A 13629-nucleotide genomic window follows, 5' to 3' on the forward strand; every position below is an offset into this window, starting at 1 on the left:
GGGCGGTGGAGCACTAGACGAACTCCGGGCGGCCGGTGCCGTCGGTGCCGTCGCGCCAGACCGGCTGCGGCGGCGGGACGGTGGCCAGGATGCGCTCCACCACCGCGCGCGGGTCGATGTTGTCGGCGACCGCGTCGAACGTCAGGCCGAGACGGTGACCCATCACGTCCAGCGCGACGGTCTGGATGTCGCTCGGCAGCAGGTAGTCACGGCCGTGGATCAGCGCCAGCGCCCGGCCGGCCGCGATCAGGCCCAGGGTCGCGCGCGGGCTGACGCCGAGCTCGATGATCGGCTCCAGGTCCGGCAGATGGAAGTCGGTCGGCGTACGCGTCGCCATCACCAGCCGGACCGCGTACTCCGCGACGAGATTGTGGACGAACACCTGCTCCGCGGTGCGCTGCAGCTCCAGAATCGTCTCCGGCTTCAGCACCTGCCGCGGCTCCGGCGGGTCCACGCTCATCCGGCGGAGGATCTCGAACTCCTCGTGGCCACGCGGATGCGGTACATCGATCTTGACCAGGAACCGGTCCCGCTGCGCCTCCGGCAGCGGGTACACGCCCTCGGACTCGATCGGGTTCTGGGTCGCGATCACGATGAACGGCTTCGGCATCGGGAACGTCTGGCCGCCGATCGACACCTGCCGCTCGGCCATCAGCTCCAGCATCGCCGACTGCACCTTCGCCGGCGCGCGGTTCACCTCGTCGGCGAGCACGAAGTTCACGAACGTCGGGCCGAGCTCGATGTCGAACGTCTCGCGGGTCTGGCGGTAGATCCGGGTGCCGACGATGTCCGACGGGACCAGGTCCGGGGTGAACTGGATGCGCGCGAAACTGCCACCGACCACGCTGGCGAAGGTCCGGACGGCGAGCGTCTTCGCGACCCCCGGCACGCCCTCGAGCAGACAGTGACCCTTGGCCAGCAGCGACACCATCAGGGTCTCGACCATGTGCTCCTGGCCGACGATCACCCGCTTGACCTCACCGATGGCCTCACCGACCAGCCGCGACTGCTGAGCCACCGTTCCGGCCGGCACCGTGGTTTCGGTCATCCCTGTCCTTCCGGGCCCCGCGCGGGCCATGTCATTCCCCACTCCACAACACCGCCCATTCCATCAGATCCCCGGGGCCAGCACCCGCACGGACTCCCCCATCCTCCCTTCCCACCCCAAATCCACCCCACCCCCGTACGAGTCGCCTGCACCCCGCCGCCCCTCGTACGCGGTGCCGCGCCGCACTCAGATCGCCGTTCGCGGCGTACGCGGGTGGGGCGCGGGGTGTGGGGTGCTACCAGGGATGTGGTGGGATTGGGGTGATGACTGCGACGGATTCCCAGCCTGAGGTGCAGCCGGCGGACGTGCCGGAGCAGCCGCCTGCGCTGGACATCCCGGCGGCGCTGCCGCTGGAGCCGGAGGATCCGCCCCGGGTAGGCGAGTTCTGGCTGCGCGGCCGGCTCGGGGCGAACGCGGCCGGCTACCTGTACGCGGCCCGCGACGAGACCGGCCGGGACGCCGTCGTCGCGATGATGACCGAGGGCTCAGCGGACGACGCGGCCGCCCGGGACCGGTTCGTGTACGCGGTCGACGACCTGCCCGCGGATTCGGTACTCGCCCACAACGACTCCGACGACGGCGACCTCGCCCTCTGGGTGGCGATCGGCCCGATCCACGCGGACGACGGCTCGAGCGCGGTGTCCGACGAACGCCTGATCGCCGAACGCCGCGGCGAAGACATCCTGTCCGCGGTACTGATGGACCGAATCCCCCAGGTCGGCCGGCGTCGCGGCCCCGACTTCCGGCACTACTGGGAGAACCGCCGCCGTCCGGGCTTGTTCCGGATCTGGCCCCTCCCTTGGCCGAATGCCCTCCGCCCGGCATCGCGCTGGGCACTCGGCTGGGCGCTGCTCACGATGGCGTTGATCATGGCGCTGGCCGTCGTACTGGCCTGGTACCTGTTCCGGAACGCCGCACCACTGGAACCGGAACCGGTGATCCCGTCTCCCAGCAACACGGTGACGGTAACCATCACCCCGACCACGCCGCCACCTGGCTCGACCGGCACACCCACAAAGGGCCCGTCCACGGTCCCGACCACAGGCATCCCAACCACCCCAGGCACCGGCTCCCCCGCCACCCCAACCAACCCAGGCGACAAGTTCTAACAGCAACTGCTCACTGGCCGGCCCAGGGTCTCAGCCGCACCCGCCACCTACTCAGTGGTCGGACTGTTCAGTGGTCGGACTGCTCACCGGGCGTGCTGCTCAGTGATCGGGCTGCTCAGTGATCGGGTTGGGACAGCAGGCGGATCAGTTCCTGGTCCTGCCACAGTTTCTGCGGCACGGCCTGGCGTACGAGCGCCGCGTCCGCCCGGATCTCAGCCGGCGTGGACGCCGCGATCAACACCGACGCGACCGCCGGATGCCGCCCCGGAAACGCCAGCGCGGCCTGCGGCAACGACACCCCGTACCGCTCACACACCGCCGCGATCCGCCGCGCCCGAACCCCGTCAGGCTCACTCGATTTCTCCGCCTGCAGGACCTGCGGCGTCAACACCCCCGACACGATCACGGGTACCCGCCGCTCCCGGCATCGCTCCAGCAACGGCCTGGCCGACTGATCCAGCAACGAGTAGCCAGCAGTCAGCAAAACACAATCCGGCTCCGCACCCCGCACCACCTCATCCAGCACCCGCCAATCCCCCGAAACCACACCCACCCGCCCAACAACTCCAGCCCGCCGCACCTCCTCGACTCCCCAGCCGGAATCGTGCTGGAGGAGGACCAGGTCCGCGGTCAGGCCGAGGCGTTCGCTGCTCTCCCGGATCGCGGACTCCAGGTCAGCTGTCGCGGGCAGTCTGGTCGCAGGCAGTCTGGTCGCAGGCAGTCTGGTCGCAGGCAGTCTGGTCGCGATCAGGAGTTCCGCTCGCGGGCGCCGACCGAGCGCCGTACCAAGCCTCCGCTCCGCCTCGCCGTACGCCGGTGACGTCTCGAAGAACCTGATCCCGGCCTGGTACGCCGCGTCGACCGTCGCGATCGCGCCCGCGTCGCCGTCGGCGCCAGGTGGTTGGCCGAGATGCGAACCGCCGAGGCCGAATCGCGGTAGCCGGAGGTCGTGCGTCGACCGGGCGGCGAGGACCTGGCTGGGTGCGGCCATCGCACTCACCTCCGCGGGTCGGCTGGGGTACCTCCAGGATCGTGGCTCGGTCAAGGATCCGCATCTCGAACCGGACGTCCTACCAACCGGCGACGCACACCGGGGATGGTGTACCGAAATCACTCGTCTGCGTCAGGCCGCCGGTGGTTTGGTCTACCAAAAACGTGGCCACGTTGTTCGACTTCTGGTTCGCGACGAACAGCAGTCGGCCGGCCGGGTCGAACGCGCAGTGCCGCGGCCAGTCTCCACCACATCCCGGTATACCAACCAGCTCCAGCTCCGCGCCACCACGGACGGTGCGTAAGATCGACACGCTGTTGTGGCCACGGTTCGTGACGTACACGAAGCGCCCGTCGGCCGAGATCACGATCTCGCCCGGATAGTTCTTTCCGCTCGCGACGGGGATCGACTTCAGCACGGTGAAGACGCCCGCGTCGTACCCGCAGATCGTGACCGTACTGTTCAGCTCGTCCGCCACATACGCGTACTTGCCGGACGGATGGTATACCAAATGGCGCGGCCCGGCTCCGGTCGCGAGTTTCGCCTGGTGCTTAAGGGCAAGCTTCCCGCCGGCCAGCGTGTACGAGTAGATCGAATCGGTGCCGAGATCCACCGCCAGCACGTACTCGCCGGCCTGAACGATCTGGTGCGCGTGCGGCGCGGAACCCTCGTGCTTGACCAGCTCAGTTGGTTGCCCAAGGCTCCCATCGGCGTTGATCGGGTGAACGGAGACATCGCCCGAGCCGTAGTTCGCGGTGACCAGCTGATTGCCGATCTTGGCCAGGTGACAAGGCCCAGATCCCTTGGTGGGTTGACGATTCAGCACCTTCGGCGTACCGGAGATGTCGATGGCGGTGACCGCGCCGGCGTCCTGCTCGTTGACCGCGTACAGGAGGTTTCCGGACCGGATCACGAAGGACGGATTGGGTACGTCGGCAATCGTCCCGGTCGCGGTGATCCGGCCGTCGACGTCGTACGTCGCGATGCCGACACCGGGACCGTACGTACCGAGGTACATCGTGCCGGCCCGGCGTGGGCGTGGTTCCGGAGCCTCACGGGTCGCGAGTTGGTGGATCGGGGCGAGGGCGGCGGTGAAGCCGAGGAATCCCCGGCGGCTGAGGTTCATGCCAGCGGAGGCTAATCGCAAATCTGTCGCTGTGTCACTACGCCGGCACGGTGAGTACTGGGCCGATTCCGGTCGCGTCGACCGACCAGTCCCACAATCGGCGCGCCAGTTCCGGGTCCTGCGCGGTCCGCGTCGGCAGCACGATTTTTGGTATACCACGGTATTCGAGGAAGCTCGGCCCGACGAACGAACCAGGCCGCAGATCCGCGTACGTCGCCGCGTACAGGCTCGGCCATGCACCGGCCGCGGCGGACTGCGCGATCAGCCGGCTCGCCGTACCCCAGACCCGTGCTTGCAAAGGCCGTCCGGCCAGCTCCGGACCGGCAGCCTGCAGATGCGTCGAGGCGTACCCGGGATGCGCGCCGACACTCATCAGATCAGCACCGGCCGCACGCGCCCGCCGATCGAGTTCCAGCATGAAGAGCAGGTTGGCGAGCTTCGACTTCCCGTACGCCTCCCACTTCCGGTAGCTGTCCGCCGGCCGCCGCAGATCTTCCTGGCCGATCCCGGTCACCGTCCGGTGCATGAACGAGCTAACCGTCACCACCCGGCTGCCCGGCGTACGGAGCAGCAACGGCAGCAGTCGACCGGTCAGCGCGAAGTGCCCGAGGTGGTTCGTACCTAGCTGCAACTCGAACCCGTCGATGGTCTGCCGGTACGGCGGCGCCATCACCCCGGCGTTGTTGATCAGTAGGTCCAGCCGGTCATCAGCCGTCGCCACTTCGTCGGCCGCTCGCGCAACACTGGCCAGATCGGCCAGGTCCAGCTCCAGTACAACTGGTTCCTTGCCGGACTTCGCGGTGAGCGTCCGGGCCGCGTCAGCTGCCTTCACCGGGTTGCGCGCGGCAATCACCACATCCGCGCGGTGCCTGAGCAGCTCCAGCGCGGTCTCGTACCCGAGGCCGCTGGTCGCGCCAGTCACCAGCGCCCGTCGACCGGTCAGGTCCGGGATGTCTGCCGTACTCCAGGTCATGCGCCCACAGTAGCCGCGGGCGCATGACCTGGGGTGTCACTTGAGGATCTTGCGGTCCTGGAAAGCCTTGGTGACCTGAGCGGCCGCCGCCTTCCCGTACAGCAACCGCGCCGCCTGGACGGTGTCCTGCGCCGCAGCGGCGAACGACGTGTCGGGGTCGTAGAAGAAGGTCGCCTCGAGGATCACCTTGTTCGCCTTCGCCCGGCCGAGTGCCTGGTGGATGTCCCACAGCGCGTTCGACCAGATCTCACCGTCGTCGTGCACCTCACCGTCGATGTCGTCGGTGGTCTTGCCGGTGTCCGTACGCCGCAGGCAGTGCGGCTCGTCGGTCGTGTACGAGGTGGCGTCCCAGTCCATCACACACGGCAGGTTGAACCCCTTGCTGACCGGAACAGACATGGTCACGGCCCAGTAGTCGCCGAAGCCCTCGCCGATGGCACCCGCCTGCTCCGACTCGCCGAAGCCGGGTACGACATCGTCCTGGATCGCGTGCCCGTACTCGTGCCAGATCACCTCGGCGTCCTCGGCATCGTCGACGCCACCTTCGCCGTACGTGATCATGTCGGTCGACGGGTCGTAGAACGAGTTGTCACCGGAGTACGTGTCGACGGAGATGTCCTGCGACTCGTTGTTCACATCCTTGAAGCCCAGTTGCTGGATGTACTCCTGCGTCTGGTTGATGTGGTAGTACGACATGACCTGCTCGAACTTGTCGTTCGCGCGCTGGTACACGAAGGTGTTGGTCTTGCTCTGCGCCAGACCGCCCTTGGCTTCCTTGATGTTGACGAAGCTGCCGTTGAGCTTGCCGGAGCCGTCCAGGTTGCGCAGGATCACGTTCTTCTGCGCCAGGAACAGCGCGTCCTGGTTCTTGTCGTTCTGATCGGTCAGCTTCTCGTTCTGCTCACTGACCACCGGATTCGGGTCGAACACCGAACCACGCCCGTCGATGTTGTCGCTGATCACCTTCGACTCGACGACGCTGCCGGACTTCGCATCCACCAGCGACCGGGTGACCCCTTCGGTCGAACGGCTCGTGACGTTCCAGACCACGCGCGCGTTCGGCCCGCCGATCACCGCGAGCTGCGCGGCACCGCTGGTCGCGGCCGGCTGCTTCGCGAAGCGCTTTTCCGGACCGGCGTTCCGGGCCCGATCGGCCCGCTCGGCCTGCGCCGTCACCGCCGCGTTCGCGGTCTGGGTCGCCGACGCCGGCGCCACCGTCGTACTCACATCGAGGTTCGCCGGTACGGCGTCGCGACCGTCCGCGACCTGCACCACGCCGTCTTTCGCGACATGCTTCGCGTAGTACCCGCCGACCACCGGCAGACCCTTGAAGGTCTGTTGATACCAGAAATGCTTGCCGAGCAACGACGTCTTGGTCCTGACCAGCTTCAGCCCGTTCGGGTCGGCCTTCGCTGCCTCCGGCGCGGCCCCCGCGACGCTGGTGAACGACAACCCGACCGAGACACTGGCCAACCCAGCGGTGGCGGCCACCAGCGCCTTGCGGCGTTTGGACATACGTTTCCCCTCCCACGCTCATGTTCCGTGACGCTCTCACTACGATCCGTCGAACCCTAAGTCCGCGCGGCACCCAGTGGGAAGCGGTTCCAGGCGTGAATCCCGGCCCGCAAGGGAAAACCTGTCCTCCTCTGGATTCAGATAGCGGTCAAAACCTGACCGCTACCCCGTCTTATCGTCAACTCCGCACCCAGGAGAGGATCAAGCCATGCAAAAGCTGAGCTCGCAGGCACTGAACCGTGCCACCCTCGACCGCCAATGGCTCCTCCACCGCCAGGACGCCACCGCCCTGGAAGCGATCGAACACCTCGTCGGCCTGCAAGCTCAGGCACCACAAGCGCCGTACGTCGGACTCTGGACCCGCCTCGCCGACTTCCGGCCCGAGGAACTGTCCAACCTGCTCGAATCCCGCCAGGCCGTCCGCGGTTCGATGATGCGGGCAACCATCCATCTCGCGTCGAGCCGCGACTTCCTCGCCTTCCGCCCGCTGATCCAGCCCCGCCTCGAACGCGAGGTGTACCAGAACATCACCTACGGCCGTCACCGCCTGGAAGGCCTGGACATGGACGCCGTCCTGGCCGCCGGCATCGCCCGCATGACCGAGTCCCCCGCCACCGGCGCCCAACTCCGCACCCACCTGGCCACCCTCTGGCCCGACCGCGACCCCGCCGCCCTGGCCCACGCCGTCCGCTGCCTACTCCCCACCATCCAAGTCCCACCCCGAGGCCTCTGGAACCGCACCGGCCAACCCACCCTAACCACCACAAACCTCTGGCTGAACACCCCAACCACACCAATCACACCACCGCCCCCAACCACGCCCACCTCAACCCAAACCCCAGCCCCACCAACCACCTCAACCCCGCCAAACGCCCGCACACCCCAGAACGCCCCAACCCCACCGAGCCCGTCACTCCCGCCTGGCTCCTCGGTTCCACCAGGCTCTTCAGTCCCACCGGGCTCCTCGGTCCCACCGGGCTCCTCGGTCCCACCGAACGCCTCGGTTCCACCGAACACCCCAGACGCCCTGGTCCTCCGCTACCTGGCCGCCTACGGCCCCGCCTCAGTAGCCGACGCCCAAACCTGGTCCGGCCTAACCCGCCTGTCCGAAGTCTTCGACCGCCTGGACCTCCGCACCTACACCGACGCCACCACCGGCCGCACCCTCCACGACCTCCCCCACCTGACTCTCCCCACCGAAGACACCGAAGCCCCCACCCGCTTCCTCCCCGAATACGACAACCTCCTCCTCTCCCACGCCGACCGAACCCGCTTCACCACCACCCGATCCCAAGTCCCCCTCCACGACCTCCTGACCAAAGGCACCCTCCTCCACAACGGCCAAGCCACAGCCCTCTGGAAACTAACCAAACCCAAGAAATCCCACACAATCCTGGAAATCACCCCCTTCACCCCAATACCCCCCAACACCTGGGCAACCATCGAACCCGAAGCCCACGCCCTCCTAACCTTCACAACCCCAACCACAACCCACGAAATAAAACAAACCACGCCATAACGCACTGCAGCCCGACCGCGAGCGGCAAAAGCGCCGGAGCAAAGCGCCATAACCACAGCGCAACCCCGGGTCTGCCAGGGACGCCGCCGCTGTTGTCGACGGCGCCGGGTCGCCTGCCTCCAGCTACATGGCGGAATCCGGCCCGAGGATCGCGCTGCTATGGGTTATCTAATCAACGTACGAGAGTCTCCAGCGCGTGCACTCGTTCTGCTGGAGATGGTGAGCTTGACATGAATTGCGAGCGTCGGCTGGTATCGCGTCCAAGCATTTGCTGGTGCTGCATCTGCCAGCCGTACAGCACTTGAATGATCGACGGACCGTAGCCCATTGCAGCAGCTCGGCGATCGGCCTGATGAACCTCGCGGCGGTTGAGCCAGGCGAGAATCGGCGGTGCGACCAATGGGGTCAAGAACAGCAGAGGCAGGGCCAGGCTGTCATCAAAGGTCAGTACGGCAACTAGAACGCCGAAATAGCCGAGCAGAACAAAACCGATCACGGCGCAACCTACTGCAGGCACCGACCGCATCAGTCGACCAAGCGCGCGGACGCCGATCAGAGCGCATCGCGCGGGGATCGAGTACCAGAAGCTCAACAGGCTGAGCCAATCCCGGCCGCCGAGATGATGGGCGAGTTCATGAGCCAGAACACCCTCGAGATGGGAGGGGGGAAGCGTGTACAATGCCCATCGCGTGAGGCCCACCGTATGCCCTGGCGTGGGGGTGGCATTCGGTTCGTCGGATTCCTGAACCCAAATCTTATAGCGACGATCCGGTATTCCTGCTCGCTCAGTTACATTGCGCCAAATCGGCTGTATACGCTGCTCTTCCACGAGAGTTGGAAGCCGTAGCCTGAACAAGTAGCGGGCCAGGAACTCCTCTACCGGCCTGAGGAACACAACAATTCCGGAGATCAGCCACGCGACCAGGAGCATCCACCCCCAACCAAAGCCCAGCAACCCCACGACCCACGACACCACCGCGAAGCTCCAGAAGAACCACGGCACCGCGGATAACAGCATCGCGGCCGTCGATACCTCGACCCGTCGCGCACGGCCATCCGAGCCCGGATTGCTGCCGCTCGGAAGTTCCATCCTGGGCGGCGACGCGGGCACCACCGGATCAGGCGGCGTGCCCGGGTTGTTGTGCGCTCTGCCCTGTGTCCAATCGCGTTCGTCCCAGGCACGGTTCCGATCGTTGGGATCGCCGGGGACGGTCATTTGTGCTTCCTTCTTTGGATTGGGCGGGCGTCGGCTACCACAGGGACACGTGTACGTGGTCGAAGTGGCCGCCGGTGGCGTCGGTGGGGTTGTAGACGCCGCCGCCGTTGTAGGGGATCCAGGTGCCGCGGCGGGCGGACCAGATTTTTCCGTACCAGATTACGTAGTGGACACCGGTTTGGGCTGCGGTTTTGATGGCCCAGTTGGCTATCTGGTCGCCCCGGGCGCGGGCCTGGGCTGACTTTCTGCCATCCGCGCCGACCATGACGTCGCAGGCCTTGCCGCGTGGGTGGTCGCTGGTCGGGTTCCAGAGGTGTGCGTCCCAGCAGCTCATGCTGAGGGTGCCGAGGTTCTTGCGCGCCTCCGCGACCCACGCGGCCGTACGCGGGGTCACCATGCCGCCAGTGCCGGTCGGGTCGGTGACTGATGGCTTCTGTTCCGGCCAGACACCGTCGACCGGCTTTCCGCTGCTCAGGCCGCCGCCGGACTGACCGCAGTTGTTGCTGGCGTCCTGGAGCCCATCGACGGCCGAGCCACCGGCCGGTGCGTTCGGCCGGCCCGCGTACGGGTTGCCGGAGCGGGTGAGGTCGATCCCGGCGTCGGCGGCGATGCCTCGCGCCTCTTGCTCACGCAACGCATACCGATCGGGGTACGCGGACCTCTGCACTCGCTGAGCCACGTCGCCGAGGGGCATCGATGGCCAACCGTCGATATCCACCAAGCCTGGTGGAAACGGCGAGCCGCGACCACCGAAGAACGCAGTGGTCGCGTAGTGCCATTGCTTGAGTTCCTCCGCAGTACCCCAACCGACCTCCGGTCGCTGCTGGAACAGCCCGACCGAGTCGCGGTCGCCATAGGCGAGGTTCTGGAGATCCGTCTCCACCAGCGCCGTCATCAGCGCGATCAGCGTCGCCTTGCCTGGTAGCCCGCGTTCAACCGCAACGCTGTCGATCAACTTCGCCCAGCCGACCTGAACCGCCCGGAGCGGACCGTTCGCCTTCGGATCACCGGCTTGACCGGGTGCGCCTGGAGGGCACGCCGCCTGCGTCACCGTGCCGCCGCCGAACGGCGCGAGTATCAGCAGGCTCGCCACCCCCAGCACCGCCAGCGCGGCCGCACCCTTCGCAAACCAGCCCCGGCCCGTGACGGAGAGCAGCCCGCGACCGAGATCACGCTCGTCGAACATCGCACTCTCCTACCGTCATGGCCCCGTACCGCCAGATACATCGCTGATCAGCCATTGGCCGTTCTGGTTGGAGAGAGTGATGAGCAGCGGAACGTCGAACCGCTGCGGATGCTTGCCCGTCACGTCGATCGTGACTTTCACGAACCGCGTGATCCGAGAGGGTGTGTCGACCGGTGCTTCCGCATTCGGTGGTGGCGTACTGACCGGTGCCGAGATCACAGCTGACTTTCCGCCGTCAGTTTTCAGTGCGTCGTACGTCGGGTCGCCGGCCGACGTGAAACTAGAAGCCACTTCGGGTGTCATGTACTTCGCACATTTCGCGACCAACGCCTCGTACGTCTCCGCACCGGGGTCGCGGGTGTAGAACGCGCGCGACCACGCACCGACGACATCGCTCGCGAGTGCGATCGCATCGCCGGACGGCCGCTGACTCTGCAGGGGTGGTGTGGTGAGAGTGGAACTGCTGGGTGCGGTCGGCTGGTTCGGTTGGGTCGCCGGCGCGGTTGGAAGCACCACGGAGCGGCCCGGGGTCAGGAGACTGATCGGCGTGCCTTCGTCCTTGCTCTTACCGCCGAACAGGCGTGGCAGGCCGCCGCCGAGTCCGAGGATGACGATCGCGACGACGACCACGAGAATCACGATGGCTACCGGGCTCGTCGGCTCGGCGCGGCGCTGGTTCCGCAACCATGCCATCCGCTGCGCGTGGTCGTCCCGGCGCCATTCCTTCTTCGCGCGGCGACGCTCACGACTGCTGAGATCGCCCAACTCGTCCGGATAGTCGTAGTCGGTGCTCATCAGCGAGCGCCAACCGTCCGGCGCCTCGGGACGCGACCTACTGCCCTTACGGTCGTCCGAGTCCTCCGGCTGCGGCGCGCGGTGGCGGGACCGGGACGCGCCTTCGCGGCGATCCTCGGGAGATCGTGGTTTGCGGGCCATCCGGCATCACCTGCGCACCGGAACGTGCACCGTCACGCCGTCCTTTGTGACGGTCGAGTAGTCACGGAACTGACGTGGCTGCGACGCCGCGGACTTCCGTCGTACCCGCTGCCCCTTCGGCGGGCCTTCTCGCAGGCTCGCCGAGTGAGTGTGCGCGCGCGGTTCGTACCGGACGTCGTTTGACGGCACAGGAATAGGACGCCGGGAATGCCGGGGCTTCTGGGCGTCGGACGAGGCGCTGCGTCCGCCAGTCGTGGCGGTGCCACTTGGGGCCGCCACACCGGCACTGGACACGGCAATTGTTCGGCGCTTGTCGCCGTCTGGCGACTGCGAGCGAGAACGGGCGAGGTTGAGCGCCGAGGCACCCCGTGAACCTCCGGCCGCAGCCGCGAGCCGGCTACCAACCGCCGCACCACCAGCGGCCGCGGCCGCCTGCCCGCCCAACCCAGCACCACCCGGACCGCCGCCACTCCCCGCCGCACCATCAGCACGACGCCGCTCAGCACCCGCGGTGAGCTCGTACGGCGATCCGCCAGTGGACCCACGCCCCAAGGAACCAACCACCGGAGCCTGCCGATAAACCCGCACCGCCGAAACCCGCTGCGGGTCACCCTCACCTGTCTGGAGCCTGCCGTTCTTCCGCTCGGTCAGGGACGGCGCCACAGTTCTGCTGGCCATTGAGCCCAAAATGCGTCTGAAGGCCCCCATTGCGCCACGGCGCGCGAGACCACCAAGCAATATGCTTCCCGAACCTGGGCGCATCATCGAGGTCAGATTGTCGAGCAGGCGACGCAGCCTGAAGCCAGCAATCAACACCGCAATAGCGAGGCCCGAGACAGGCAACCATCCCAGCACTCCGGTAAGACTGAACACAGCCGTTACCAGAGTAAGGGCGGTTCCGAACACGAGCATCGCGAGGAACGATTGAATAACCAGTCCGATCAGCGCCTCGAACCAGTTGATACCCCATTGCCGCGGCCTGCCAGGGATTGTCCACAGACAGGCGAAGAAGACACCGACCACCAACAACAACAGGCAACCAACGAAAGCCATCAGGGCGGTGAAGGCCAAGGAGATATTAAGGAACGCAAACAAGGTCGCCGCGATCGCGGCGAGCATCACGACCGCGATCCGCCCAAAGGCGTTGTCTCCTTTGACCCACTTCACTGTCGGCGCATCACCGCCACCCTCGGCCGGAGCGATGACTGAGTCAATATACTTCGACCGCGCGTCCGAGTCGGTGCCTGCGTCCAGCATGCCTTTCCCGTAGCGTCCGCAGGCCTCAAGCGACCCGAACTCGGCGATACACCAAGGCGTCACAGCGAATCCACGCCAACTCGCATCGGCAGATTTTCTCAGCAGGGTGTCCTTGGACGTACCTGTAAATCCGGGTTCGGGCCAGGGCAGTGGGCTCTGCATGGTTGGCCCCATCGCATCGGCGGAGGTCGTCATAATGGTGTCTGCCCCTAGCTGACGCGCACCGTCCACGCCCTTGAGCCAGGTCGCCGGAGCGAGCGCAAAGCTGACACAAAGCACGCCCGCAACCAGGACCCACACCAGTTGGCCCATTGCACTGCCGCTCGACTTCCGCTGCGTGTAGGCGGCCACCGCGCCGAACGCCAGCGCCGACGGCAGGAGCCATCCAAGCAATTGAGTACTGGAAGCACCAATTGTCGTTGACGTCGCCTGGGTCAGCGGCTTGATGTCGGTGAACGAGAACAACCACCAACCAACTGAGATGGCACCGCGCGTAATCGCGACGATGTACATCATCACCATGTGCGCATACCCGTTGAAGACAGACTCGATCGGGTCGCGGATGCTCTTCTCGAAATCGAGGCCGTAGACCATCGGCCCGTACTGCTCGAACAGCGTCCGCGTGTCACCGTGGGTCAAGTCAGGCGTAGGGAGAAGGTCACCGAAGCCGGTTGGCGTCGTGGGGCCCGGGTTGGGGTCGGCTGCTAGGGCTACTTGGGCGGTGATTATGAAGGAGATGGTTAGGACGGTGGC

The 13629-nt window shown here is 66.5% G+C and carries 11 protein-coding genes; 2 read left to right on the top strand and 9 right to left on the bottom strand.

The window, feature by feature from the left end; all coding sequences use genetic code 11:
* Nucleotides 1-13 precede the first annotated feature (13 nt).
* Entirely contained in the window at nt 14-1048 is a 1035-nt protein-coding gene (locus HDA44_RS13545; RefSeq protein WP_184834339.1) for an AAA family ATPase, read from the bottom strand.
* Between the two features lie 263 nt (nt 1049-1311).
* Between HDA44_RS13545 and HDA44_RS13550 the strand changes: the two genes are divergently transcribed.
* The gene (locus HDA44_RS13550) at nt 1312-2157 is read left to right on the top strand and encodes a hypothetical protein (RefSeq protein WP_184834341.1); all 846 of its coding nucleotides are present in this window, start codon (nt 1312-1314) and stop codon (nt 2155-2157) included.
* A gap of 115 nt (nt 2158-2272) precedes the next feature.
* Here the strand turns inward: HDA44_RS13550 and HDA44_RS13555 are convergent, their stop codons facing one another.
* From HDA44_RS13555 to HDA44_RS13570, 4 genes are all read right to left on the bottom strand, one after another.
* The gene (locus tag HDA44_RS13555) at nt 2273-3148 is read right to left on the bottom strand and encodes an aldo/keto reductase (protein ID WP_184834343.1); all 876 of its coding nucleotides are present in this window, start codon (nt 3146-3148) and stop codon (nt 2273-2275) included.
* Nucleotides 3149-3227: 79 nt separating this feature from the next.
* Nucleotides 3228-4274 (bottom strand): lactonase family protein, encoded by a 1047-nt coding sequence (locus tag HDA44_RS13560; protein WP_184834345.1) that lies wholly within the window; start codon nt 4272-4274, stop codon nt 3228-3230.
* A gap of 37 nt (nt 4275-4311) precedes the next feature.
* Nucleotides 4312-5247 carry an oxidoreductase gene (locus HDA44_RS13565; RefSeq protein WP_184834347.1) on the bottom strand — a complete coding sequence of 312 codons (936 nt, stop codon included), beginning with the start codon at nt 5245-5247 and terminating at the stop codon, nt 4312-4314.
* A gap of 36 nt (nt 5248-5283) precedes the next feature.
* Nucleotides 5284-6762, bottom strand: coding sequence for a M4 family metallopeptidase (locus HDA44_RS13570; RefSeq protein ID WP_184834349.1), 1479 nt, complete (start codon nt 6760-6762; stop codon nt 5284-5286).
* Nucleotides 6763-6970: 208 nt separating this feature from the next.
* On the opposite strand from HDA44_RS13570, the gene HDA44_RS13575 reads away from it, so the two are divergent.
* Nucleotides 6971-8281 (top strand): winged helix DNA-binding domain-containing protein, encoded by a 1311-nt coding sequence (locus tag HDA44_RS13575; RefSeq protein ID WP_184834352.1) that lies wholly within the window; start codon nt 6971-6973, stop codon nt 8279-8281.
* Nucleotides 8282-8453: 172 nt separating this feature from the next.
* Here HDA44_RS13575 and HDA44_RS13580 read toward each other — a convergent pair whose 3' ends face one another.
* Genes HDA44_RS13580 through HDA44_RS13595 form a run of 4 tightly spaced genes read right to left on the bottom strand, consistent with a single transcriptional unit; the run spans nt 8454 to nt 13515 of the window.
* A complete protein-coding gene (locus HDA44_RS13580; protein ID WP_184834354.1) occupies nt 8454-9497 on the bottom strand; it encodes a M48 family metalloprotease in 1044 nt (347 codons plus the stop codon).
* 34 nt (nt 9498-9531) lie between these two features.
* Nucleotides 9532-10683 carry a VldE C-terminal domain-containing protein gene (locus HDA44_RS13585; RefSeq protein WP_184834356.1) on the bottom strand — a complete coding sequence of 384 codons (1152 nt, stop codon included), beginning with the start codon at nt 10681-10683 and terminating at the stop codon, nt 9532-9534.
* Between the two features lie 15 nt (nt 10684-10698).
* The gene (locus HDA44_RS13590) at nt 10699-11619 is read right to left on the bottom strand and encodes a hypothetical protein (RefSeq protein ID WP_184834358.1); all 921 of its coding nucleotides are present in this window, start codon (nt 11617-11619) and stop codon (nt 10699-10701) included.
* A 6-nt stretch (nt 11620-11625) separates the two neighbouring features.
* Complete coding sequence (locus HDA44_RS13595; RefSeq protein ID WP_184834360.1) at nt 11626-13515, bottom strand: hypothetical protein; 1890 nt, start codon at nt 13513-13515, stop codon at nt 11626-11628.
* Between the last annotated feature and the right edge of the window lie 114 nt (nt 13516-13629).

The sequence above is a fragment of the Kribbella solani genome (genome assembly GCF_014205295.1).
Classification (GTDB): domain Bacteria; phylum Actinomycetota; class Actinomycetes; order Propionibacteriales; family Kribbellaceae; genus Kribbella; species Kribbella solani.

Coding starts and splice junctions, on each gene's coding strand:
- HDA44_RS13550 (WP_184834341.1), top strand. CDS start 1,312: ATGACTGCGACGGATTCCCAGCCTGAGGTGCAGCCGGCGGACGTGCCG.
- HDA44_RS13585 (WP_184834356.1), bottom strand. CDS start 10,683: ATGTTCGACGAGCGTGATCTCGGTCGCGGGCTGCTCTCCGTCACGGGC.
- HDA44_RS13565 (WP_184834347.1), bottom strand. CDS start 5,247: ATGACCTGGAGTACGGCAGACATCCCGGACCTGACCGGTCGACGGGCG.
- HDA44_RS13545 (WP_184834339.1), bottom strand. CDS start 1,048: ATGACCGAAACCACGGTGCCGGCCGGAACGGTGGCTCAGCAGTCGCGG.
- HDA44_RS13575 (WP_184834352.1), top strand. CDS start 6,971: ATGCAAAAGCTGAGCTCGCAGGCACTGAACCGTGCCACCCTCGACCGC.
- HDA44_RS13555 (WP_184834343.1), bottom strand. CDS start 3,148: ATGGCCGCACCCAGCCAGGTCCTCGCCGCCCGGTCGACGCACGACCTC.
- HDA44_RS13560 (WP_184834345.1), bottom strand. CDS start 4,274: ATGAACCTCAGCCGCCGGGGATTCCTCGGCTTCACCGCCGCCCTCGCC.
- HDA44_RS13570 (WP_184834349.1), bottom strand. CDS start 6,762: ATGTCCAAACGCCGCAAGGCGCTGGTGGCCGCCACCGCTGGGTTGGCC.
- HDA44_RS13580 (WP_184834354.1), bottom strand. CDS start 9,497: ATGACCGTCCCCGGCGATCCCAACGATCGGAACCGTGCCTGGGACGAA.
- HDA44_RS13590 (WP_184834358.1), bottom strand. CDS start 11,619: ATGGCCCGCAAACCACGATCTCCCGAGGATCGCCGCGAAGGCGCGTCC.